18 protein-coding genes and 1 tRNA gene are annotated in these 22,570 nt (G+C 42.8%); 17 read left to right on the top strand and 2 right to left on the bottom strand.

Annotation, left to right across the window (positions count from 1 at the left end):
• Window positions 1–99: 99 nt before the first annotated feature.
• Together CC90_RS0121660 and CC90_RS0121655 are read left to right on the top strand one after the other, a co-directional pair.
• The gene (locus CC90_RS0121660; RefSeq protein WP_051869980.1) at window positions 100–744 is read left to right on the top strand and encodes an HD domain-containing protein; all 645 of its coding nucleotides are present in this window, start codon (window positions 100–102) and stop codon (window positions 742–744) included.
• Between the two features lie 14 nt (window positions 745–758).
• Window positions 759–2,498 carry a GGDEF domain-containing protein gene (locus CC90_RS0121655; protein WP_031392787.1) on the top strand — a complete coding sequence of 580 codons (1,740 nt, stop codon included), beginning with the start codon at window positions 759–761 and terminating at the stop codon, window positions 2,496–2,498.
• Here the strand turns inward: CC90_RS0121655 and CC90_RS25350 are convergent.
• Window positions 2,474–2,593 carry a hypothetical protein gene (locus tag CC90_RS25350; protein ID WP_408606126.1) on the bottom strand — a complete coding sequence of 40 codons (120 nt, stop codon included), beginning with the start codon at window positions 2,591–2,593 and terminating at the stop codon, window positions 2,474–2,476. The two genes, CC90_RS0121655 and CC90_RS25350, sit on opposite strands and share 25 nt — an antisense overlap.
• A gap of 293 nt (window positions 2,594–2,886) precedes the next feature.
• Between CC90_RS25350 and CC90_RS0121650 the strand changes: the two genes are divergently transcribed.
• From CC90_RS0121650 to cls, 11 genes are all read left to right on the top strand, one after another.
• A complete protein-coding gene (locus tag CC90_RS0121650) occupies window positions 2,887–4,452 on the top strand; it encodes a serine hydrolase domain-containing protein (protein WP_035316047.1) in 1,566 nt (521 codons plus the stop codon).
• A gap of 194 nt (window positions 4,453–4,646) precedes the next feature.
• On the top strand, window positions 4,647–6,035 hold the full coding sequence (locus CC90_RS0121645; protein ID WP_031392785.1) for a TrpB-like pyridoxal phosphate-dependent enzyme: 1,389 nt from the start codon (window positions 4,647–4,649) through the stop codon (window positions 6,033–6,035).
• Window positions 6,036–6,111: 76 nt separating this feature from the next.
• Window positions 6,112–6,185, top strand: a tRNA-Arg gene (locus CC90_RS0121640).
• A 96-nt stretch (window positions 6,186–6,281) separates the two neighbouring features.
• The gene (locus tag CC90_RS0121635; RefSeq protein WP_031392784.1) at window positions 6,282–7,892 is read left to right on the top strand and encodes a DUF6311 domain-containing protein; all 1,611 of its coding nucleotides are present in this window, start codon (window positions 6,282–6,284) and stop codon (window positions 7,890–7,892) included.
• A 196-nt stretch (window positions 7,893–8,088) separates the two neighbouring features.
• Complete coding sequence (locus CC90_RS0121630) at window positions 8,089–8,910, top strand: oxygen-binding di-iron domain-containing protein (protein WP_031392783.1); 822 nt, start codon at window positions 8,089–8,091, stop codon at window positions 8,908–8,910.
• Window positions 8,907–10,154 carry an HD-GYP domain-containing protein gene (locus CC90_RS23490; RefSeq protein ID WP_051869956.1) on the top strand — a complete coding sequence of 416 codons (1,248 nt, stop codon included), beginning with the start codon at window positions 8,907–8,909 and terminating at the stop codon, window positions 10,152–10,154. Before CC90_RS0121630 ends, CC90_RS23490 begins: the two co-directional genes overlap by 4 nt.
• The gene (locus CC90_RS0121620) at window positions 10,120–10,980 is read left to right on the top strand and encodes a pyridoxamine kinase (RefSeq protein WP_242843372.1); all 861 of its coding nucleotides are present in this window, start codon (window positions 10,120–10,122) and stop codon (window positions 10,978–10,980) included. Before CC90_RS23490 ends, CC90_RS0121620 begins: the two co-directional genes overlap by 35 nt.
• Before the next feature lie 62 nt (window positions 10,981–11,042).
• Window positions 11,043–11,648, top strand: a complete 606-nt coding sequence (locus CC90_RS0121615; RefSeq protein ID WP_330373275.1) for a TIGR04100 family radical SAM protein — start codon at window positions 11,043–11,045, stop codon at window positions 11,646–11,648.
• 169 nt (window positions 11,649–11,817) lie between these two features.
• On the top strand, window positions 11,818–12,237 hold the full coding sequence (locus tag CC90_RS0121610) for a Fur family transcriptional regulator (RefSeq protein WP_051869954.1): 420 nt from the start codon (window positions 11,818–11,820) through the stop codon (window positions 12,235–12,237).
• Window positions 12,238–12,327: 90 nt separating this feature from the next.
• The gene (gene rbr, locus CC90_RS0121605; protein WP_031392778.1) at window positions 12,328–12,867 is read left to right on the top strand and encodes a rubrerythrin; all 540 of its coding nucleotides are present in this window, start codon (window positions 12,328–12,330) and stop codon (window positions 12,865–12,867) included.
• A gap of 132 nt (window positions 12,868–12,999) precedes the next feature.
• Entirely contained in the window at window positions 13,000–14,496 is a 1,497-nt protein-coding gene (cls, locus tag CC90_RS0121600; protein WP_108702683.1) for a cardiolipin synthase, read from the top strand.
• A gap of 81 nt (window positions 14,497–14,577) precedes the next feature.
• On the opposite strand, the gene CC90_RS0121595 is transcribed toward cls, so the two are convergent.
• Complete coding sequence (locus tag CC90_RS0121595) at window positions 14,578–17,013, bottom strand: GH36-type glycosyl hydrolase domain-containing protein (RefSeq protein WP_031392776.1); 2,436 nt, start codon at window positions 17,011–17,013, stop codon at window positions 14,578–14,580.
• 842 nt (window positions 17,014–17,855) lie between these two features.
• On the opposite strand from CC90_RS0121595, the gene CC90_RS0121590 reads away from it, so the two are divergent.
• From CC90_RS0121590 to CC90_RS0121575, 4 genes are all read left to right on the top strand, one after another.
• The gene (locus CC90_RS0121590) at window positions 17,856–18,869 is read left to right on the top strand and encodes a LacI family DNA-binding transcriptional regulator (RefSeq protein WP_031392775.1); all 1,014 of its coding nucleotides are present in this window, start codon (window positions 17,856–17,858) and stop codon (window positions 18,867–18,869) included.
• Between the two features lie 117 nt (window positions 18,870–18,986).
• On the top strand, window positions 18,987–20,384 hold the full coding sequence (locus tag CC90_RS0121585) for an ABC transporter substrate-binding protein (protein WP_031392774.1): 1,398 nt from the start codon (window positions 18,987–18,989) through the stop codon (window positions 20,382–20,384).
• Window positions 20,385–20,629: 245 nt separating this feature from the next.
• On the top strand, window positions 20,630–21,646 hold the full coding sequence (locus CC90_RS0121580; protein ID WP_031392773.1) for a carbohydrate ABC transporter permease: 1,017 nt from the start codon (window positions 20,630–20,632) through the stop codon (window positions 21,644–21,646).
• A gap of 1 nt (window position 21,647) precedes the next feature.
• Entirely contained in the window at window positions 21,648–22,532 is an 885-nt protein-coding gene (locus tag CC90_RS0121575; RefSeq protein ID WP_242843371.1) for a carbohydrate ABC transporter permease, read from the top strand.
• Window positions 22,533–22,570: the final 38 nt, after the last annotated feature.

Here is a 22,570-nt window from a genome sequence, read left to right as displayed (position 1 = left end):
TCTATGGGATGAAATGAGTAAAATATACTCATTGAGTAAAGAACGCTCATAAAGAAATGCAAAGGAGATAAGATAATATTGAAGCAGGTCACATATAAGATGATAAAGGATTCGGAGGAAATTAACGCCTATATAAAGAAAGGAAATGATACCCTCGGAACCATGGGATATACAGAACATTCGGAGAGGCACGCGGCGAAGGTAGCAGAGACGGCGGGAAAGATACTGAGGGAATCGGGTTATGGGAAGAATGTTATCGAGCTGGCTAGGATAGCAGGATATATGCACGATATAGGAAACAGCATAAACCGTTCGGATCACGCTCACAGCGGCGCCCTGATGGCGTTTCAGATACTGCGCGATATGGGAATGGATTATAAAGATATAGCAGTGGTGGTAAGCGCTATCGGGCAGCATGACGAGAGCACTGGAACGGCGGTGGACGAGGTGTCGGCAGCGTTGATATTGGCGGATAAGACTGATGTGCGGAGAAATAGGGTAAGAAATCAGAACATTTCTACCTTTGACAAACACGATAGAGTAAACTATGCAGCCATATCCTCAGAACTGGAAATCCATGCGGACAAAAAAGCTATTCGTCTGAACATAGAATTGGACGAAGAAATCTGCTCTATTATGGATTATTTTGAAATATTCCTACAAAGAATGCTGATGTGCAAACGAGCATCGGAAATCCTCGGGATGCAGTTCAAATTAAATGCGAACGGTAATAAAATCTGTTGAGAGGCAAAGCGAAAATGGTAGATTGGAAGCTGGAATTGGACAATATTATTGAGGAGAAGAGGATAAGGTCGGTATTCCAACCAATTGTCTCCCTGCGGGACGGGGATATTCTGGGATTCGAGGCGTTGAGCCGTATCTTGGGCGATTCTGTAATCAAAAATATAGAAATGCTATTCGAGCAGGCGGTGTTGCAGGAAAGAATCTGGGAGCTGGAGAAACTATGCAGGACAAAGTCCTTAAGCACTTTATTTGAAGCAAGAAGCTATAAAAAAAAGCTGTTTTTAAATGTGAATCCTCTTGTAATGCACGATGCCAAATTCCGGCAGGGATTTACGAAGGAGCATTTGGATACTTATCATGTTTCTCCGGAGCAGGTAATTATAGAGATAACGGAAAACTGCTCGGTAAAAGAAAGCGAAGCATTTCAGGCAACGGTTGCTCACTATAAACAGCAGGGGTATGAAATCGCGCTGGATGACGTGGGCTCCTGCTATTCCGGACTGAACCTGATTTGTGATATAAAGCCTCATTTTATAAAGCTGGATAGGAAATTAGTTCAGAATGTCCACAATGACGGAATGAAACGCGCCCTGATAAAGAGTCTGGTGGGACTCACCGACAGCTTGGGAATGTTTTTGATTGCAGAAGGAATCGAAGCGGAGGAAGAACTGGATGCGCTCATAGAAGTTGGAGTCCATTATGGACAAGGCTTTTTGCTTGGACGTCCCGGAGAGGTAATAGACACACTGGATCATCAAGTGCTTTCCATCATAAGAAAATGCAATGCGAGGAAGAACAGCGGAATCCATATGGGGGTGGAGAAATATTACATCCATAATATCAGTGCCTTCGGAAAGACGGTTCCCTTTCATATGATGGTGGAGGAGGTCGCTGTGCTGTTCGATAAAAATCCCGATATTCAGGGAGTGACGGTAATAGATAATAACAATAGGTCTATGGGAATCGTAACAAGGGATAAGCTTAGCCAGTGCCTGGGAGGAAGATACGGTTTCAGCCTTCATCAGAGGAAAAAAATAGGCTCTATCATGGAGAAAAGGTTTTTGATGGTTGACCGCATGTCATCCATCAGCGCGGTTGCCAACAGTGCTATGGAAAGAGAAAACGAGTGCCTTTACGACTTTGTAGTGGTGACTAACGCAGGAGAATACGGTGGAATAGTGACGGTCAAGGACCTTCTGCAAAAGACGATAGAAATAGCAGTAACTGCGGCAAAATTGCAAAATCCTTTAACGGAGCTTCCGGGAAATCTCCTAATAGAAGAGGAAATCGAAAAGGCGATACGCAGTGAAGAAAAATATACGGTGGTATATTTCGACCTGGATAATTTCAAAGCCTTTAACGACGTTTATGGCTTCGGAAAGGGCGATCTTGCAATTAAGGAATTTGCCGAGATATTAAAGAGCAATATATCTGAAGAAGATTTTGTAGGGCATATCGGCGGTGATGATTTCGTAGCTATATTCAAGCAGCATAACTGTGAGTACCTTTGCTCGAGGATTATAAAGGATTACGAGGAAAGGGTACACAGCTATTATTCGCCGGAAGACCGTAGAAACGGATACATTGAGACTCCGAACAGACAAGGGGAACTGGAACGTTTTCCGCTATTGTCGGTAACGGCGGCCATAGCGGACAGTAGGGAAAAATGCTATTCCTCTGCGCAGGAAATATCGGAACTTTTGGCAGTGAGAAAGAAATATAAAAAGAATCAGAAGGGGAAAGTGGCAATGTAGAAAAACGTGTTGGCACTTTCATCGATTTCAATTCGTTCAACCAGCGCCGGAACAATCGGTCTGTCTAGTTCATCCATGTGCTTCAAGCTCTTGATCAGGGCAACAAAAAAATCTCATGCGCCTTGGCCCGGTCAGGGTATGACTGTAATTCCCTCTGAACAATACCTCTTGTTTTCTTATACATATAATATTAAGATTTATTCTATTGATTTTATTCGATTTGGCATATACACTACAAGCTATAGATGTGCAACGAAGTAATTATAAAACGCTTGATTATATGTCCGTACAGCAGGCAGCCACCTGCTTCGATCATATATGGGCAATTCCTAGGAATGCGGAAAAACCTGCTGATGCGGGGAAGAAAAAATGGAATCAGGAGGAAGGAATGAAAAGTAAAAGTTCAAAAAAAGCTATATTTATCATAAGTATAACATTAATTCTGCTTTTTATTTCCGGATATATGTTTATATCTCGGAATGTTAAACAGATTATTCACCCTAATGACAGGCAGACTGATACCAAAATCGACGTGGATACGCGAACCCTTTTTTCGGAAGTTGAGAAACTGATAATAAATAAAATGAGGCAAGGGAAGATTCCCGGATTATCAGTGGCGATTGTCAAAGGCGGAGAAACGGCATATAAAGCGGGATTCGGTTATGCCAATATAGAAACTGGCGATAAAGTTACATCCGATACTTTATTTCAACTTGCTTCAAACAGTAAGGCTTTTACAGCTCTCGGAGTGTTGCAATTACAAAAAGACGGCCTGATAAATCTGGAGGATCCTATTTCAAAATACATACCATGGCTGAAACTCCTTTATAACGGTAAAGAGACCGACGTGACCATTGCAGAATTCCTGCATCACACAAGCGGAATCTCATCCAATACGATTTACAGGATTCCTGAACTGAATGAAGAAAATGATGATGCAATTGAAAAGACCGTCAGAACGGTCGTTGGCCTGGAATTAGCAAGTAAGCCTGGTACTAAATACGCATATGCAACCATTAACTATGATGTTTTAGGACTGCTTATTGAAGAGGCCTCAGGAAAAAAATATGAGGATTATATTCAAAAATATGTGCTGGATGCCGCAGGACTATGCAATACCTATATGTTTAAAAGCAAGGCGAATTCAACCCAATTGGCATCCGGATATAAATTAGGCTTCTTATCGCAGCAGTATTACAATGCTCCTTGGTATGAAGGGAATAAACCGGCGGGTTATATCATTTCCAGCGCCGATGATATGGCTGCATGGTTGAAAATTCAGATGGACACAGGCAAATCATCTTTACTGGATACGAAATTAATTGCACAGTCACAATATCCCAATCTGAGTGTGGATACTTTTGGGGAAGGAATGGCCTATGCTGCTGGCTGGATAGTATACGATAATGCGGGGACAGAAATTCTTCACAGCGGTTCCAACCCTAATTTTTCTTCCTTTATAATATTTAGACCAGATGAAAAAATAGGTGTGGCAATCTTATGTAATACAAATACGACATACGCTATGGATATTGCGCAATCTATTATAAAGCTATTTTCTAATAGTCAAAGTAGTTATACAAGTGTTGCAGATTATAATCAAAAGATAGATCAGATTTGCATAGCGATAATTTTCATATTGTTCTTTGCTATATGTGTAAACTTATACTCGCTTATGAGTTCAATTTATCGGTTTGCAACAAAGAAAGAAAAGCTTTATTCACTAAATAAAAAAGCTGTTATAAAAATATCTGTTATATCAATTATCTTTGTTATGATAAGCAGCATCGTATATTTTTTACCAAGATTTTTATTTAATGGAGCTACATGGGGTTACATGATTGTATGGTATCCTGTTACCGTGAAAGTTGTATTATATTCAACCTATACATCATTATTTCTATTATTATGCAATACTTTAATAAAGATTTTTCGCAAAAGTAGCAGTTTATGAACACCCGCCCAACAAAAAGATGTAAGTTTTACGGGTCTCTTTCTATGTGAGAATTATTAGTTTGCGTTAGGCTCTACTATGTGTACCTGAAAGTAACATCAAAAAAGGTTGACATTGTCCGCTGCTTTTAATAAACTTGATTTAAGTTGCGCTGTATTGCATTAAAACAATAAAGTCCCGAGAGGAGAAATAAAATGTCAGAAAAGAAGATACCGTATAAAATATATCTGGAAGAAAGCGAGATGCCGAAGCAGTGGTATAACGTGCGTGCGGATATGAAAAATAAACCCGAACCGTTATTGAATCCGGGAACCTTGAAGCCGATGAGCTTTGAGGAACTCCAAGGTGTGTTCTGCGATGAGTTGGTAAGGCAGGAGCTGAATGATACCGATGCTTATATCGATATTCCTGAGGAAATCAGGAACTTTTATAAGATGTATCGCCCGGCGCCCCTTGTTCGCGCTTATTGCCTGGAGAAAAAGCTGGGAACGCCTGCGAAAATCTATTATAAATTTGAAGGAAACAATACAAGCGGAAGCCATAAATTAAACTCCGCCATCGCACAAGCTTATTATGCGAAGGAACAAGGCTTGAAGGGTGTAACTACAGAGACCGGAGCGGGACAGTGGGGAACAGCCCTTTCCATGGCGTGCTCGTACTTTGATTTGGACTGCCGTGTATACATGGTAAAGGTTTCCTACGAACAGAAGCCGTTTCGCCGTGAAGTAATGCGCACCTATGGAGCTAAGGTTACGCCTTCTCCATCCGATACGACGAATGTGGGCCGTAAGATTCTGGAGGAGTTCCCCGGAACGGGCGGAAGCCTCGGCTGCGCGATCTCCGAAGCGGTAGAGGCAGCTACCGGTATGGAGGGTTATCGCTATGTACTTGGAAGCGTGCTGTCTCAGGTACTTTTACATCAATCGATTATCGGTGAAGAGACGAAGGCTGCCTTCAAGAAATACGATATTAAGCCGGATATTATCATAGGATGTGCGGGAGGCGGCTCCAACTTGGGAGGATTGATTTCTCCTTTTGTAGGGGAAAAGCTGAGGGGTGAAGCGGATTATCGAATCATAGCGGTAGAACCGGCATCCTGCCCCAGCCTTACGAGAGGAAAGTATGTATATGATTTCTGCGATACGGGAAAGGTATGTCCGCTTGCGAAGATGTATACGCTGGGAAGCGGATTTATGCCCGCACCGAATCATGCGGGAGGTTTACGTTACCACGGAATGAGCTCTGTCGTTTCCAGGCTGTACCATGACGGTTTGTTGGAAGCGGTGGCTGTAGAGCAGACGTCTGTCTTCGAGGCGGCGGAACAGTTCGCAAGGGTGGAAGGTATCCTTCCTGCTCCGGAAAGTTCTCATGCAATAAAAGTTGCAATTGATGAAGCGCTGAAATGCAAGGAGACGGGTGAAGAAAAGACCATTGTATTCGGGCTTACCGGTACCGGATATTTTGATATGGTGGCTTATGAGAAATTCCATAATGGAGAAATGTCGGATTATGTCCCTTCGGACGAGGATTTGGCGAAAGGATTTGCAGGAATTCCTTCATTCCCGGGAAATGAAGTTTTTTAAGCTTGGTACTTGACATTTATATGAGAAGCATGTAAAATAAAAATCGTTGCGAACGAGAATGACGTTTGCAACGGATGTGTGCTTAGCTCAGCTGGATAGAGCGTTTGGCTACGGACCAAAAGGTCGGGGGTTCGAATCCTCTAGCGCACGTGGAGCGTGCGGTATGCACGTATAGAACCCTGCAGGTGAAAGCTTGCAGGGTTTTTTAATAGGCGTTTAAAAAGGTGGGGGGGGAAAATTCAAGTTTTGAATCACTTAAAAAAATATAGTCTTTATCTTTTTTCAATCTTGGGAGCAGTAATTTGCTTCGTGGCTGTTTATGGGGTTAAGATTCTCAATCCGTTGTACGACGACTGGCTGCTGCGGGGCGGAGACTTGACGCAGCATTATATCGGATGGGAATTTTTCCGCATGAGTGAATGGAAGTTTCCGATAGGGCTTATGGATACTATCGCATATCCAAATGATGTTTCCGTTATTTTTACGGATTCCATTCCTGTTTTCGCCGTTTTTTTCAAGCTTTTATCTCCAATATTGCCGGATACATTTCAATATTTTGGACTATGGGGATTTCTTTGCTTTATTTTACAAGCGGTTTTCTCGGCAAAATTGATTTATCACTTTATTCGTGATGAGGTCGTTGCTTGTGTCGGAAGCATTTTCTTCGTGATGGCGCCTATATTTATCGCCCGTATGTTTTTCCATACAGCATTATCCAGCCAATGGCTGCTGTTGCTTGCTTGGTGTCTGTCTTTGAAATACATTGATGGTGAAACAAAGGTCATAAGGAGTTGTGCAGTTTGGGGAGGGATGGGAGTATTATGCGCGATGATACATATATATTATATCCCTATGTGTGGAATTATCATGGCTGGATTTCTGCTGGCCAGGTTTTTAAAAGATAGAAGCAATATTTCCCTGTTTTTAATTGTGCCATCATATCTTTTTGGTTCTTTATGTATGATTTACCTGCTAGGTGGTTTTTCTCATGATCATCAGCTCGACGCCGGTGGGTTAGGACAATTTAGCTTTAATATGAACGGTTTCTTTAATTCTATGGGCTGGTCGAGATTCTTTCCGCCATTATCCGCTTACGGAGAAGGTTCAGGAGATGGATTTGCTTATTTAGGAAGTGGTATATTTATATTGCTTGCCATTTCCATTCTTTATAGCCTTCTGAATATTTTCAGGAGAAAAGAACCAAAAATATCATACCACTTTTTTGCGTATATTTTTATATGTGTTGCATGTGTTATGATTTCGGCTTCCCATCTATTTGCAATAAATGGGAATTTAGTATTTGAGCTACCGTACCCGAGTAAATTGGTTTCCTGGTGGGGGTTGTTTCGTGCCAGCGGACGATTTATCTGGGGAGCAGTATATTTGATTATGTTTTATTCTATCGCCAGAGCAACTAAGGCATTTGGGAAAAGGTGGGTATCTGTGCCGATATTATTTATCTTATTGATTCTGCAAATTTACGATATAAGCAACGTTTTGGGGAGTAAGAGGCTGGAATTTAAGTCTGATGTGAAATATGAGAGTATGCTGCAGGGCGATTTATGGGAGACAATTGCCAATGATAAAAAGCATGTGATATTTGTTTCTCATGTAACAAACAACCATGATATTCTTTACAATGTGGGTCAGTATGCCTATCTCCATAAAATGACTGTTAACAATTTTTATTTAGCCCACTCTGCCGCAGCAGGAGATATTCATGATAATTTGGAAACAAGTATGGGAAATCTGCAAGAAGATACTATATACATATTTAAAAAGGAAGACGAAGCATTGTGCAGCCAATACCCTCTTATGTATTATGAATCAGATGGAATCATTGTGGGACTCAAATAGAAGAAATATTATTTCATATAATATGCAATTCATCTTGCATCCGCAATTCTTATAAACTATAATATTTTATATCGACGAAAACTCGGACATATTGTTGATGTGGTTCGAGTTTTGTTTTATGTACCGCGGGCGTGTTCGAAACATACTTTTGTTCTTATGACCGGAACCTTCCCAATGAAAAAGGAGACAACTACGAATGAGAAATCAGACATTGGATTACAGCGAATATATTGAAATTGCGCAGGGGGTCTACTGGGTTGGGTTTGCCGATGAGAACATGGGGCTGCATTGCAATCCCTATCTTATCGTGGATGAAGGAGAAGCAGTTTTGATCGATAGCGGCAGCAGGGGAGACTTTAGTACAGTAATGCTGAAGATTCTGCGGACAGGAACGAGTCCGAGTCAGATTAAGAATTTGATTTACCAGCATTATGATCCTGATTTATGTGCGAATATTCCGCATATGGAGGCCATGATTAACAGCGAGGACCTGAAAGTTATTTCGCACCGGGAGAACAACCTTTTTATCAATTATTACTCGACAAGATCGCCAAAGCTTTGCATTGAGAAGATGGGAATGCAGTTTGAATTCGCAAGCGGCAGACGCCTGCAATTTATCAGGACGCCTTATTCGCATTGTCCCGGCAGCTTCGTTACTTATGATACGAAGACAAAGGTATTATTCAGCAGCGATATTTTCGGAAGCTACGATTACAATTGGCATCTTTATACACAGATTGATGAGCGCTGCAAGGATTGTCTGCCGCAGGAAATCTGTCCCTATACGAATAAGAATTGCCAGATAGAGGGTATCTGCAATTTTCATAAGCATAATATGACATCGAAGAAGGCGCTGATTTATGCGCTGGAGAGAATAGAGGAACTGGATATTTCCCTTATCGCGCCGCAGCACGGAAGCATTCTTCATACAAGAGCTGCGAAGGAAGCGGCCATATCACATTTGAAAGCATTGACCAACGTGGGAATCGATTACTTCTTAGAGGAGGAAAGCTGTTGAAACGGGCGGAAGAAATTATAGCGGAAATGGAAGAAAAGCAGCCGAGCTTTTATGAAGACGAACATATAAAGACCGTTTTTGATTATTTTGCAAATCAGATCGATAACTGTATACAGACAAAGCTGGTTTCAGAGCTTATGACCAGATACGCGGAGGTGTCCAAACGGCTGGAGAGGAGCGATGCGAGGCTTAGAGAAGCACAGGAGATTGCGTTGCTGGGCAGTTGGGATTTGGATATCGGGACGAAGGAACTGGGGTGGTCTGGTACGACGAATAAGATATTGGAGCTTGGAGATGATGAGGAATCGAGTCTGAACATCTTTTTCGGCAAAGTTCATCCTGAGGATAGAAAAAGGGCGATGCGGATCCTGGATGATTTCATGGAGGGAGCCGAACTTCCCGAACTGCGTTATCGTCTGGTTATGGAGGATGGAAGAATTAAGTGGGTTCACATCCGCAGTGTGGTTTTGCGCGATTCAGGCGGAGAAGCGATATCGGTGCACGGTACGATTCAGGATATTACCGCGGCTAAGATAGCCGAGGAAAAAATGACGGAATACAACAATCATTTGGAGGATTTAGTCCGGGAAAAGGTGGAGGAAATAAGTGCCTCTCAAATAGCCACCATCCATGCGCTGGTGAAGCTGGCCGAGTCCAGGGATGATGATACGGGTGAGCACGTTGTGAGAACGGCCCAATATTGCAGCTTCGTGGCAAATAAACTTTGGGAGCTGGGGGCATATTCCGGTGAAATCGACCAGACCTTTATAGAAAATATAGGAAAGGCAAGTCCCTTGCACGACATAGGCAAGGTGGGAATCCCCGATGCGATTTTGTTAAAGCCGGGCAAATTGACACCCGAGGAATTCGAGATTATGAAGACTCACGTTACCATAGGGTATGAAACGCTGTCCAGCATTCAGAAGAAATACAAGATGAACGAGTTCATTAAAATGGGAATGGATATTGCCCTTTACCACCATGAAAAGTGGGACGGGAGCGGATACCCCAATCGTATAATGGGAGCGGATATTCCGGTAGCTGCAAGGATTATGGCGTTGGTAGACGTATACGATGCGCTCCGCTCCAAGAGAGTGTATAAAAAGAGCTTTTCCCATGAAACGAGTGTGGATATCATTAAAGAAGGAAAAGGAAGCCATTTCGACCCGCTTCTGGTAGACATTTTTTTAGAGAATGACGGAGAATTTTATGAAATATCTGAGAGAACAAATCATGTCCCATAACAATCAGAAAAAAATGGCAGTAATTAATGACTTATCCGGTTTCGGGCGTTGTTCCCTTACGGTATCGATGCCGATTATCTCTTATATGGGAGTACAGTGTTGTCCGGTACCTACTTCTATTTTTTCTAACCATACCGGATTTAAGGATTTCTTTTTCGATGATTATACGGACAGAATAGAGACTTATATTTCCAAGTGGCATGATCTTGAGCTGGAATTCGAGGGAATCGCATCCGGATTCTTAGGCTCCAGAAAACAAATAGAGACGGTAATTCATTTCATCGAAGAATTTCGAAGCGATAGGACTACCGTTGTGATCGATCCTGTCATGGGCGACCACGGCAGAATGTACGCCACCTACACGGACGAAATGTGTGATGAGATGGGGCGGTTAGTTGCCTATGCTGATATTATAACGCCTAACCTGACAGAATGCTGTAAACTGACGAAGACGCCATATAAGGAAAACGGCTGGAAGAAAAAAGAGCTATATGCTATGGCGGAGGCACTTTCCTGCCGCGGGCCGGAAAAAGTGGTGATTACCGGAATTCCACAAGGGGAATTCATTGCAAATTATGTAATGGAAAAAGGAAAGGAACCAAAGCTTCTGCGGACACATAAAGCGGGAACGGAGCGATCGGGAACGGGCGATGTATTTGCTTCTATTATAGCAGCGGATGCAGTAAACGGAGTGGATTTTGACCGCTCTGTAAAGAAGGCTTCCGATTTCGTGAAGAAATGTATTGTGAAATCCGTGGAGATGAATATTCCCCAGACCGACGGCGTATGCTTTGAAGAAGTTTTGTATACACTGAAGAGAAATTGAGAAAATCGAAATAAGGAAGGAACCACCACGGCGAAGAAGGCCGTGAGAAAGGTATAACCGTCATGATGACAATTTTATATGAAGTGTACGATAATCTGTATGTGAATTTGACCAATCGCTGCCCCTGTGCCTGCACATTTTGCTTGCGGCAGACGCGGGAGGAAATGAATCAGTCGGGCAGCTTATGGCTGGAAAGGGAACCTTCTGTACAAGAGGTAAAAGACGAATTCGAAAAATTTGATATGGCTAAATATAAGGAAGTGGTATTTTGCGGATTCGGCGAGCCTACGGAGAGGCTGGAGGATCTTTTGGAAATAGCAGGATTCGTAAAGGAGAAGTTCAAACTTCCGATACGGGTGAATACTAACGGGCTTTCCGATTTAATCCATAAAAAGAACACGGCGCCTATGTTTGGCGGCTATGTGGATACCATATCCATAAGTCTGAATACGCCGGACAGAGAGGAATACTATAGATTGACCCGGAATAAATTCGGAGAAGAGGCTTTTGATGCGCTTTTGAAATTTGCAGAAAATGTGAAAAGATATGTGCCTAAGGTTATACTTACGACAGTGGAAACTGCAATTACAAAAGAGGAGCAGGAAGAATGCTTGAAAATCTGTGATTTATTAGGCGTTTCGTACCGCATCAGACCGTGGGAAGATTGAAATAATATAGTGAAAGCATATTGACAAATTTTATCAATATGGTATTATATATTTAATGATACTAAGTATTATTAGCATATAATTTGATGACGTCAGAGCAGAGTCGAATACCTCGCAGTAGGCCTACTTGATTCGTTGCCTTCGCGAGAATAACAAAGGGGTGATTCTCATGGCAGAACGCAGAAATACGATACAGCAGGAAATCGTGGCGCAGACCTTGCGGCAGATGCACGATCATCCTACGGCAGATGACATTTATATTGAGATCTGCAATAAGCATTCGTCTATTAGCCGTGCTACCGTTTTCCGGATATTGAACCGGATGGCGGAGGAGGGCCGTATTCTGCGGATATCCAGTGTAGGAGGAGGAGACAGGTTCGATTACGAGACTGAGAAGCATTGTCATGTGCAGTGTAAGAAATGCGGCAGAATTGGCAATGTAAGTATGAAGCAGTTTCCTGTACCGGAGGAAGAAATCGAATGTTCACATGGCTATCGAATTATAGGACATACTTTGCTGTTCGAAGGAATTTGTGAGGAATGTGACAAGCGTGTCAGTAAAAATGACACAAAGGCGGCAGACTGTTGACCAAGTCGGTAATAGGGTGCACAAGCGGTGGAAAGGGTAATAAGCCAGGGAAACCGTAAAAATAACTAAAAAGAAAAGGAGAACAAGACTATGGCAGATTTAAAGGGTACAAAGACAGAAGCTAACTTAAAAACAGCATTCGCAGGGGAATCAGAAGCGAGAAACAAATATACATACTATGCTTCCAAAGCGAAGAAAGACGGATATGTTCAGATAGCGGCTCTTTTTGAAGAGACGGCGAATAACGAGAAGGAGCATGCGAAGATATGGTTCAAGCTTCTTCATGACGGCATTGGCAGTACTATGGACAATCTGAAGGATGCAGCGGCAGGCGAGAATTACGAATGGACCGATATGTATGCCAAGTTTGCAAAAGAGGCGAAAGAAGAAGGATTCGATAAGATTGCAATGCTGTTCGAAAGCGTAGCGAAAATCGAAAAAGAGCATGAGGAGAGATATCTTAAGCTTCTTTCGAATATCGAAGGAGATGCGGTATTCTCAAAGGATGGAGACGTTATCTGGCAGTGTGCGAACTGCGGTCATATCCATGTCGGAAAGAAAGCGCCTCAGATATGCCCTGTTTGTGATCATCCGCAGTCATATTTTCAGGTAAGAGCTGAGAACTATTAAGATGAATGGCGTAGAATAAGAACATCCGGTAAAGCTTTCGTAAGTTTTACCGGATTTTTGTAAATGCGGAGGCGGACGAAGGATGTGAAAAGGTTTATTGGCGTAGTTTTTAAAATAGTATTCAGCAGGACGATGATTACCCTTATTCTTCTGTTGATACAGCTTTTTTGGCTGATTGCCGGATTCAGGTGGCTGGAAGAATATTCGGAAGTGTATTTGGCGGTGATGGTATCTGTAAGCGCTGCCCTTCTGATTTATATTATCAATAAGGATGAAATGCCCGAATTCAAGCTGGCGTGGGTCATACCCATTTGTGCGACTCCGGTGTTCGGGGCGTTGCTTTATCTGTTCATTGTAGGAGACTGGACGAACCTGGGGATGAAAAAGCGGCTGAATAAACGGAGAAAGGAAACGGAAGAATTTCTCCATACCGATGAGAGGACGAGAAAACGAATGGAAATTTCAAGTACCCATATGGCCAACTTAAGCCGTTATGTGGAAGCGGAAGGTGGTTTTCCTTCGTATGGCGGTGCTTCCGTCACTTACTTTCCTACAGGAGAAGAAAAATTCGCTGATTTGTTGAAGGAGCTTAAGGATGCGAAGGAGTTCATTTTTTTGGAATATTTTATCGTAGAGAGAGGGCGGATGTGGAACTGCGTTCTGGAGATTCTTAAAGAAAAGGTGAAGGAAGGCGTGGAAGTCCGGTTCATGTATGACGGTATGTGCTCTCTTTTACTCTTGCCCTATTCCTATCCGAAGCAATTGGAGGCTTGCGGGATTAAGACAAAGATGTTCTCACCTATTATTCCCCTCCTGTCTACGGCCCAGAATAACAGAGATCATAGGAAAATTCTCGTCATAGACGGCAAGACGGCGTATACCGGCGGAGTCAACATGGCAGACGAATATATTAACGAGGTAGTCAGATTCGGACATTGGAAGGATGCGGCGATTAAGGTCGAGGGAGATGCTGTGAAAAGCTTCACGCTTATGTTCTTACAGATGTGGAACATATCGGAAGCCGCAGAGGGGGATTATTCCAAATACATCAGGAAGAGCGAAAAGAAAGCGGTAAGAAGCTCCGGCTTCATAATACCTTATGGAGACGGTCCGGCAACTCCGGAAAATGTCGCTGAGACGATTTATATGGACGTGGTAAATCAGGCGACGAACTATGTACATATCATGACTCCTTATTTTATCGTGGACAACGCGATGCTGGATGTTCTTCAATATGCGGCCAGAAGAGGAGTAGATGTCAAGCTGATCGTCCCCCACATTCCGGACAAGAAAGCAGTTTTTGCAATTTCCCGCACCTATTATCCTGATTTGCTGGGGGCAGGAGTAAAAGTATACGAATATGAGCCGGGCTTTATACATGCGAAGGTTTTTGTTTCTGACGATGAAAAAGCGGTGGTGGGGACAGTAAACCTGGATTACCGCAGTCTGTATCATCATTTCGAATGTGGTGTCTATCTGTACAGAAATGAGGCAGTGGCAGACGTGGAAGCAGATTTTGCAAAAACCTTGAAAAGCTGCATTGAGATAAATATGGCTTATTATAAAAAGATTCCGGTGCTTTTAAGGCTTACAGGAAGAGTGCTTCGGCTGTTTGGGCCGCTAATGTAAAATACAATATAAAAACTCCTGCAAGGATGGGAAGGCATATCAAATATTTTGCAATCCTTGCAGGAGTTTATTAATGAATTTTTAGCCCATTACGACTGTTACATCGTAGAAGGTCTTTCCTTTTACGTAGGGGATGACACATCCATTGATCGGACTTCCATCCACATAAATTTGCTTTATACCTTTTTCTGCATTGTCGGGATTTTGTACCTTAATCGTATAATTGCCCTCGCGGAATTGTCTGGTCAACTCGAAATCGCCGAAGTTCTTAGGCACACAGGGATTGATAGAAAGTCCGGTGTGAGTCGGGTACAAGCCTAAAATATATTGTGAAATATTGACAAAAGTCCAAGCTGCAGTTCCGGTCAGCCAGCTGTTTTTTGCTTCGCCGTGGAATTTCGCATCGCGTCCTGCCACCATCTGCGCATATACGTAAGGCTCCGTTCTGTGAATCTCGCTAATTTCTTCCACATAAGCAGGACAAGTTTTCTGATAGATTTCAAAAGCGCGGTCTCCGCGTCCTATTACCGTCTCAGCAATGGAGACCCAAGGGTTATTATGACAGAAGATACCCGCATTTTCTTTGTAGCCCGGCGGATAAGAGGAAACTTCTCCAAGCTCCAGATGATATTTAGTATAGGCAGGCTGTAAAATCATAACGCCGTATTCGGTATCCAGCTTTTCTTTTACAGAATCCAAAGCTTTTTTTGCTAATCCTTCTTCTACGCCGACTCCGGCAAGGGAACAAAAGCCCTGAGGTTCTATGAAAATCTTGCCTTCCTCACATTCCTTGGAACCGATCTTATTGCTGTATGCATCGTAAGCGCGGATAAACCACTCACCATCCCATCCGTCTTTTATAATCGCCTCGTTCATGAGCTCGGCTTCTTTTCGGGCTCTCTCAGCTTCTGTGGGCATTCCCATCAATTCGCAAAGCTGAGCGTATTCTTCGCCGTACTTAACGAACATGCCGGCAATAAATACGGATTCTGCTACTGGCCCTTCGCTGGGGCCGAAAGTTTGGAAGGACTCCCCGGGATGCTCGGAAAAGCAATTCAGGTTCAGACAGTCGTTCCAATCGGCACGTCCGATCAGAGGCAGCTTATGAGGGCCTTTGTGTGTTATGACATAATCTAACGAACGCCTTAAATGTTCCATGAGCGGTGCTGCTACAGAAGCGTCGTTATCGAAAGGAACCATTTCGGTCAATATGGAAACGTCTCCTGTTTCCCGGACATAAGCGCTTGTTCCGGCGATGAGCCATAACGGATCGTCATTAAAACCGCTGCCGATGTCGGAATTGCCCTTCTTCGTAAGAGGCTGATACTGATGGTACGCGCTTCCGTCCTGGAACTGGGTAGAAGCGATATCGATAATCCTTTCTCTTGCACGGTCAGGAATGAGATGAACGAAACCGAGAAGATCCTGGCAGGAATCGCGGAAGCCCATCCCCCTTCCGATTCCGGATTCATAATAGGATGCGGAACGGGACATATTGAAGGTTACCATGCACTGATACTGATTCCAAATATTTACCATACGGTCCACTTTATCGTTTGAGGACCTGACCGTATATTTGGAAAGAAGACCGTCCCAATAGTTGTTTAACCGGGCGAAAGCTTTTTCCACATCCTCATCCGTCTGATACTTGGCCAGCATCTCGTCTGCCGGTCTCTTGTTGATTATACCTGAAGACTCCCATTTTTCACCCTGCAAATTTTCCAGGTAGCCGAGCACGAAGATGAAGGATTTCGTCTCGCCGGGCTGTAAGGAAAGATTGAGCTGATGGGCGGCGATGGGAGACCAGCCGCTGGCGATGGAACCCGTACACGCACCGTTTTCTACTGCCAAAGGAGCGTCAGCGCCGCGATATGCGCCGAGGAAATCATCGCGGCTCGTGTCGAAGCCGTCAATTTTGGAATTTACCGAGTAAACAGCGTAGTGATTCCTGCGTTCCCTGTATTCCGTCTTATGATAAATCGTGGAGCCGATGACTTCCACTTCTCCGATGCTCAGATTACGCTGGAAGTTCTTCATGTCATCATCTGCGTTCCAAAGGCACCATTCCACATATGAGAAGAGCGAAAGTGTCTTTGCAGAAGAGGAATTGTTGGTAAGCTTCAGAGAACTGATTTCGCAGTTATCACCCAAGGGAACGAAGGTAAGAACCTGAGCCTGCACATCGTTCTTGGATGAAGTAAAGCGGCTGTAGCCGATGCCGTGGCGGCATTCGTAGGAATCCAGCTCGGTCTTCGTAGGCTGCCAGCCGGGATTCCATACAGTATCTCCATCTTTAATAAAAAAGTATTTACCGTTTACGTCGCCGGGAACATCATTGTAACGATATCTGGTAAGACGTAAAAGCTTCGCGTCTTTATAGAATGAGTATCCGCCGCAGGTATTGGAAATAATGCTGAAAAACTCATTGCATCCGAGATAATTAATCCACGGAAGGGGCGTCCTGGGGGTGGTAATGACGTACTCCTTCTTGCTATCATCAAAAAATCCAAATTTCATAATAACTCCTATCTGTGTGCTTTAGCACACGTATAAATCAGGATGTTGAAAAATCTTTTACCTTTCAACCTATCCTCCCTATCCTATAAGTAAGAGTGTGAAATATAAATCCACCATGTTTATCATTGCGTCAAATCTAAGCAATAAAATGAATCAATCAAAAAATAGAACAAAAGCAGTGTATCCATTGTTTTTGTAATAGACGCACTCCTTATTACAGAAAAGTACAGCAACGAGAATACAGCAAGAATACAACAACAAAAATTAAGTATAAAGGTACTTAAACAAATGGGAACGCATGAAAATATGTACGAAAACAATTAATGACAGCAAAAATACCTCTTAAAAATGCATTATAGAAAACGATTAAGTAAAAGTCAAGTAAAAGACGTAATTCTTTGTGAATTAAATTATACAGAATATATTTCTATAATGCAAGACAGAAACGTGTAAAACACAAGTAAAAGTATGAGTTCTTTATACGATTGCAAAAAATGATGTAAAAAGCAGAAGTTTTTTGCTTGTACGAAAACGATTCAAGAAAATATCCGTATCAAATGCATTATATAGAAGAAAAGGAAATGAGAATTGTGCAAATGCTTGAGAAAACTATGCTTAAAACTGTTTAAAATTTACAAAAGTATAAAAAATGAACAAAACAAATAAAAAAACTCTTGAAAAAGTATAAAAAGTGTTATACACTAAGAGTACGAAAACGATTAAGTGATTCAAAACACTCATCTCTATAAAAGATGTTTGGTTGGAGTTTTGGATAAGATAAGTTATAATATTCTATAAACGGCAGAGACCGAACTTCTAAATAATTGGAGGGAGTAAGTGACATGGTGTCAATGAAAGATATTTCGGTAACGTGTGGGGTATCGGTAGCAACGGTAAGCAAGGCGCTGAATAACCACAGCGATATCGGGGAAGAAACGAAAGAGCATATCAGAAAGGTTGCCAAGGAAATGGGGTACTTTCCCAATTCGGCGGCGAAAGCTTTGAAGACAAACCGTACATATAATCTTGGAGTACTTTTTGTAGATGATGACCAAAGTGGTTTGAAGCATGATTACTTCTCATACGTTTTAGACAGCTTCAAGAGGACGGCAGAACAGAGAGGGTATGATATGACCTTCATTAACTGCTGCAAGACCAGAACGAACAAGATGTCTTATCTGGAGCATTCGATGTATCGGGGCTTTGACGGAGTGGCAATAGCTTGTATCGATTTCTATGACCCGGAGGTTGTGGAGCTGGTCAGAAGTGATATTCCGGTAGTGACCATTGATCACTTGTTCAATAACAGAATTGCAATCATTTCAGACAATGTGAAGGGAATGAAAGATTTACTTACTTTCGTATATAACAAGGGGCATCGGCACATCGCTTATATCCACGGTATGGATTCGGCGGTAACGCAAAGCCGGTTGTCTTCCTTTTATAAGACGGCGGAGGAACTTGGACTGGAGGTTCCGGATGAATATATAAAAGAGGCCGCATACAGGGATACGAAAGGTTCTTTCGCACAGACGCAGGAACTTTTGGATTTACCCAATCCGCCGACTTGCATCTTGTATCCTGATGATTTCGCCAGTTTCGGGGGAATCAATGCTATTACAGAGAGAGGTCTTAATATCCCTCAGGATATTTCCATAGCGGGGTACGACGGAATAAGGATTGGAAGACATTTGGAGCCGCAGCTTACGACTTTGCGTCAGGATACCGAGCAAGTGGGAGCCAAGGCGGCAGAAAGCCTGGTCAACCTGATAGAGCATCCGAAGACAACATTGATTCAGCAGGTTGTGGTGGAAGGAGAGGTTTTTGAAGGAAGATCGGTAGGAACAATAATTTAGGCATTGTTGCTGTGAGAGACACAATATTGAAATGACAATATTTATTTCACGGTAATCATATAAATGCAAACAAACAACACACCTATTATTAAACTAACTCAAAGGGAGGAAATGTAAATGAAAAAAAGAGTACTCAGTGCTTTACTTTCAGTAACCATGGTAGCCAGTCTACTAGCAGGCTGCGGCGGAAGCACAACAACTACAACGGAAGCGCCTGCTGAAGAAGCGGCACCTGCAGCAGAAGAGGCTGCGCCTGCAGAAGAGGCAGCACCGGCAGACGATGCGGCAGCATCTACGGATAAGTTCTATATCTATTCATGGAATACGGAACTTGGTGAGAGACTGGAATATGTTTATGCAGCATATCCGGAAATCAAAGACAGAGTTGAATATGTAAACGTTGGTGACTCCGCAATATATCAGGAGAAAATCGATCAGTTGTTACAGACACCCGATGCGCCGGACTATCCGGATTTGATCGCCTTCGAAGCAGGTTACATCATGAAATATACGAACAGCGATTATACTCTTCCTGTAACGGATTGCGGACTTACAGATGCAGATTTGTCTGAAATGTATCCTTATACAATAGATATCGCGACCGACCAGAGGGATAATTCCTTAAAGGGTGTTTCCTGGCAGAGCTGCCCCGGTTCCTTTATCTACAGAACAGACCTTGCAGAATCTTTGCTTGGAGTTAAATCTCCCGAAGAAATGCAGGCTAAGCTCGCTACTTGGGATGATTTCCTCGATACAGCAAGAGAAATCAAAGAGAAATCCGGCGATGCTACAAGAATTGTTTCCTCTAACGGTGACGTAGTTAACACATTCATGTCTAACAAGACTCAGCCTTGGGTTGACAAAGAAGGCATTTTCCATATGGACGATTCAATGCTTCAGTACATGGACGTAGTTAAGACATTAGAGCAGGAAGATTTGACCCAGAAGACAACACAGTGGTCTGAAGAGTGGAATGCAGGACCTTCCGGTGACTCCGTATTTGGTTACTTTGGATGTACATGGTTCTTACACTGGGTAATTAAGTCCAACTGCGGCGGCGAAAAAGTAGGCGAAGGTACTTACGGACTTTGGAACATGACTCAGGGACCGGCACCTTATTACTGGGGCGGTACATGGTTGGGCGCAACAGCAGGCTGTTCCGATACGGCTTTAGCAGGACAGATCATGAAAGGTCTTTGCACCGATACTGAAATTATGACTAAGATGTCTGAAGAAACACTTGATTATGTAAATAACAAGGCAGCAATGAAGACGTTATCCGATGCAGGAAAAGGCGCATATGACTTCCTCGGCGGACAGGATTTTATCTCTGTATTCTCTCCCCTTGCTGAGGATGTAGATGTATCTTGGATGTGTGCATATGACCAGAAGGTTAATGAGCTTCTCGATACACAGGTTACTGAATACTCTTTAGGCAACAAAGATAAAGATGCGGCAGTTGCGGACTTCAAAGCAGCAGTAGCAGAAGCTTATCCGGCTGTAACAGTAGAATAAGTTGTGAAATAGATTCCTATAAGAAATTTGAATTCTGTACCGGCTTACTCAGCCGGTACAGATATTCTTAGGAGAAGTTTCTATAATAATGTTGCTCGCCGGCATAACGGCATAGATGTTTGACAAGGTTTTATTGATAAACGGATAAGGACTGATAAAACCGTGTCCAATGCCTATGCAGGAATGCAAAGGCAGAAATGAAAGGCATCACAAATAAAATAATAAGGAAAGAGGATGTGAAGATAATGGCAAAACCTGCAAAACAAAAGCGTAAGACAGTGGAATACGGCAGATACGGTTATTACTTTATTGCTCCATTTTTTATTGTATTCGCAATATTTCAGCTATGGCCTCTGATTTATACGATCGGTTTGGCTTTTTGTGAAAACTACACCGATACGATGTTCAACGTAGAAGTAGGCCCGGTATTTAACGGAATTGAGAACTTCAAGACGGTATTCATCGGAAAAGACGGTACTCTGTTCAATACATATACGTTTCAGTCTTTATGGAACACTATTTTGATGTGGCTTATGAACTTCGTTCCGCAGATACTTTTAGCGCTTGTGCTGGCAATATGGTTTACAGATACACGCGTGAAGATGAAAGCGCAAGGCGCATATAAGATTATGACCTTTATGCCTAATATTATTACGGCAGCTACGATTTCTGTATTGTTCTACAGCTTGTTTAATTATCCCAACGGCCCGGTGAACCAGTTCCTCTTAGAGTCCGGTCTCCTGTCTCAGCCGTATAGATTCTTTCAGCAGAAATGGGCGACGAGAGGAATCATATCCTTTATCAACTTCTGGATGTGGTATGGAAATACGATGGTCGTTTTGACTGCCGGCGTGCTCGGCATCAGCCCCTCGCTTTTCGAGGCGGCAAGGGTGGACGGAGCATCGAGCTTCCAGATATTCAAAAAGATTACGTTGCCGTTACTTCGTCCGATATTGCTGTTCACGCTTGTGAACTCCGCGATCGGTGGTTTGCAGATGTTCGATATCCCCAAGCTTCTTACTACCAGCGGCTATGGAGATCCTGATTATACGACGAGAACAATTACTATGTACATGCGAGAGCTGGCATTCACCGGTGCAAAGCAGATGGGTAAGGCTTCCGCTACCTCTGTTGTATTGTTTGTCGTAACCTTGTTCTTCAGCTTGGTTCTCTTCTATATTATGCGGGATAAGGATGCGATAAGAGAGAGAAAGCAAAATAAAGCAATACAAAAAGAAATAGCAAGAAAGGGGGCGAAGTAATATGGCGACAAATACTTCTCGGGCAACAAAAGTGAAGGATGGCGCTCATGCGAGAGTCATGGGAGCCTCCATATTTAGAAATGCTGTTTGTATTTTCCTTTGCTTTTTAAGCTTGATTCCTTTCTGGATTATGCTGGTAAATGCGACAAGATCCAGTACGGAGATTCAGATGGCATTTTCACTCATTCCTTCGACGCATATTTTGGAAAACTTCCAAAAGCTGCTGTATCAGGCAAACCAAAATGTGCCTTTGTACAGATATATGGTAAACAGCTTTGCTATCGCAGGATTTAGTACCGTGTTGTCCGTATATTTCTCTACGGCGACGGCATACGGCGTAACCGTTTATAAATTTAAAGGAAGCCAGTTTGCATGGGCATTCATCATGGCAATCATGATGATTCCTACGCAGGTATCCTCTATCGGTTTCTTCCGTTTTATGTACAATCTGGGATTGAGCAACAATTACATACCGCTTATTGTCCCCGCAATCGCAGCCCCTGCGACAGTATTTTTTATGAGACAGTACATGCTGAGTGCATTGCCCTTGGAAATCATCGATGCAGCAAGAATCGACGGCTCTGCAGAATTCAAGACCTTCAATACGATCGCTGTGCCTCTTATGAAGCCGGCAGTTGCGACACAAGCAATTTTCGTTTTCATTGCGTCATGGAATAACTTCTATACGCCATCCATGCTGTTGTCATCCCAGAAATTGTATACTTTACCGATGTTCGTACAGTTGATGAGAGGAGAGCGTTTCCGTTCCGATTATGGTATTATTTATGTAGGCCTCGTAATTACAATTTTACCCATATTTATCGTATATTTTGCTTTGTCCAAGTATATTATCGCGGGCGTGGCATTAGGCGGTGTGAAGGAGTAAACGGCTTTATAGATAGGAAAGATATTTTTTATAAAAAT

The organism is Kineothrix alysoides, assembly GCF_000732725.1.
Lineage (GTDB): Bacteria > Bacillota > Clostridia > Lachnospirales > Lachnospiraceae > Kineothrix > Kineothrix alysoides.
This window is presented reverse-complemented; position numbering and strand designations above follow the sequence as displayed.

Excerpts from the sequence above, each read along its gene's own strand:
- CC90_RS0121660 (WP_051869980.1), top strand. The coding sequence starts at position 100 with ATGATAAAGGATTCGGAGGAAATTAACGCCTATATAAAGAAAGGAAAT.
- CC90_RS0121655 (WP_031392787.1), top strand. The coding sequence starts at position 759 with ATGGTAGATTGGAAGCTGGAATTGGACAATATTATTGAGGAGAAGAGG.
- CC90_RS0121650 (WP_035316047.1), top strand. The coding sequence starts at position 2,887 with ATGAAAAGTAAAAGTTCAAAAAAAGCTATATTTATCATAAGTATAACA.
- CC90_RS0121645 (WP_031392785.1), top strand. The coding sequence starts at position 4,647 with ATGTCAGAAAAGAAGATACCGTATAAAATATATCTGGAAGAAAGCGAG.
- CC90_RS0121630 (WP_031392783.1), top strand. The coding sequence starts at position 8,089 with ATGAGAAATCAGACATTGGATTACAGCGAATATATTGAAATTGCGCAG.
- CC90_RS0121620 (WP_242843372.1), top strand. The coding sequence starts at position 10,120 with ATGAAATATCTGAGAGAACAAATCATGTCCCATAACAATCAGAAAAAA.
- CC90_RS0121615 (WP_330373275.1), top strand. The coding sequence starts at position 11,043 with ATGATGACAATTTTATATGAAGTGTACGATAATCTGTATGTGAATTTG.
- CC90_RS0121610 (WP_051869954.1), top strand. The coding sequence starts at position 11,818 with ATGGCAGAACGCAGAAATACGATACAGCAGGAAATCGTGGCGCAGACC.
- rbr (WP_031392778.1), top strand. The coding sequence starts at position 12,328 with ATGGCAGATTTAAAGGGTACAAAGACAGAAGCTAACTTAAAAACAGCA.
- cls (WP_108702683.1), top strand. The coding sequence starts at position 13,000 with ATGATTACCCTTATTCTTCTGTTGATACAGCTTTTTTGGCTGATTGCC.
- CC90_RS0121595 (WP_031392776.1), bottom strand. The coding sequence starts at position 17,013 with ATGAAATTTGGATTTTTTGATGATAGCAAGAAGGAGTACGTCATTACC.
- CC90_RS0121590 (WP_031392775.1), top strand. The coding sequence starts at position 17,856 with ATGGTGTCAATGAAAGATATTTCGGTAACGTGTGGGGTATCGGTAGCA.
- CC90_RS0121585 (WP_031392774.1), top strand. The coding sequence starts at position 18,987 with ATGAAAAAAAGAGTACTCAGTGCTTTACTTTCAGTAACCATGGTAGCC.
- CC90_RS0121580 (WP_031392773.1), top strand. The coding sequence starts at position 20,630 with ATGGCAAAACCTGCAAAACAAAAGCGTAAGACAGTGGAATACGGCAGA.
- CC90_RS0121575 (WP_242843371.1), top strand. The coding sequence starts at position 21,648 with ATGGCGACAAATACTTCTCGGGCAACAAAAGTGAAGGATGGCGCTCAT.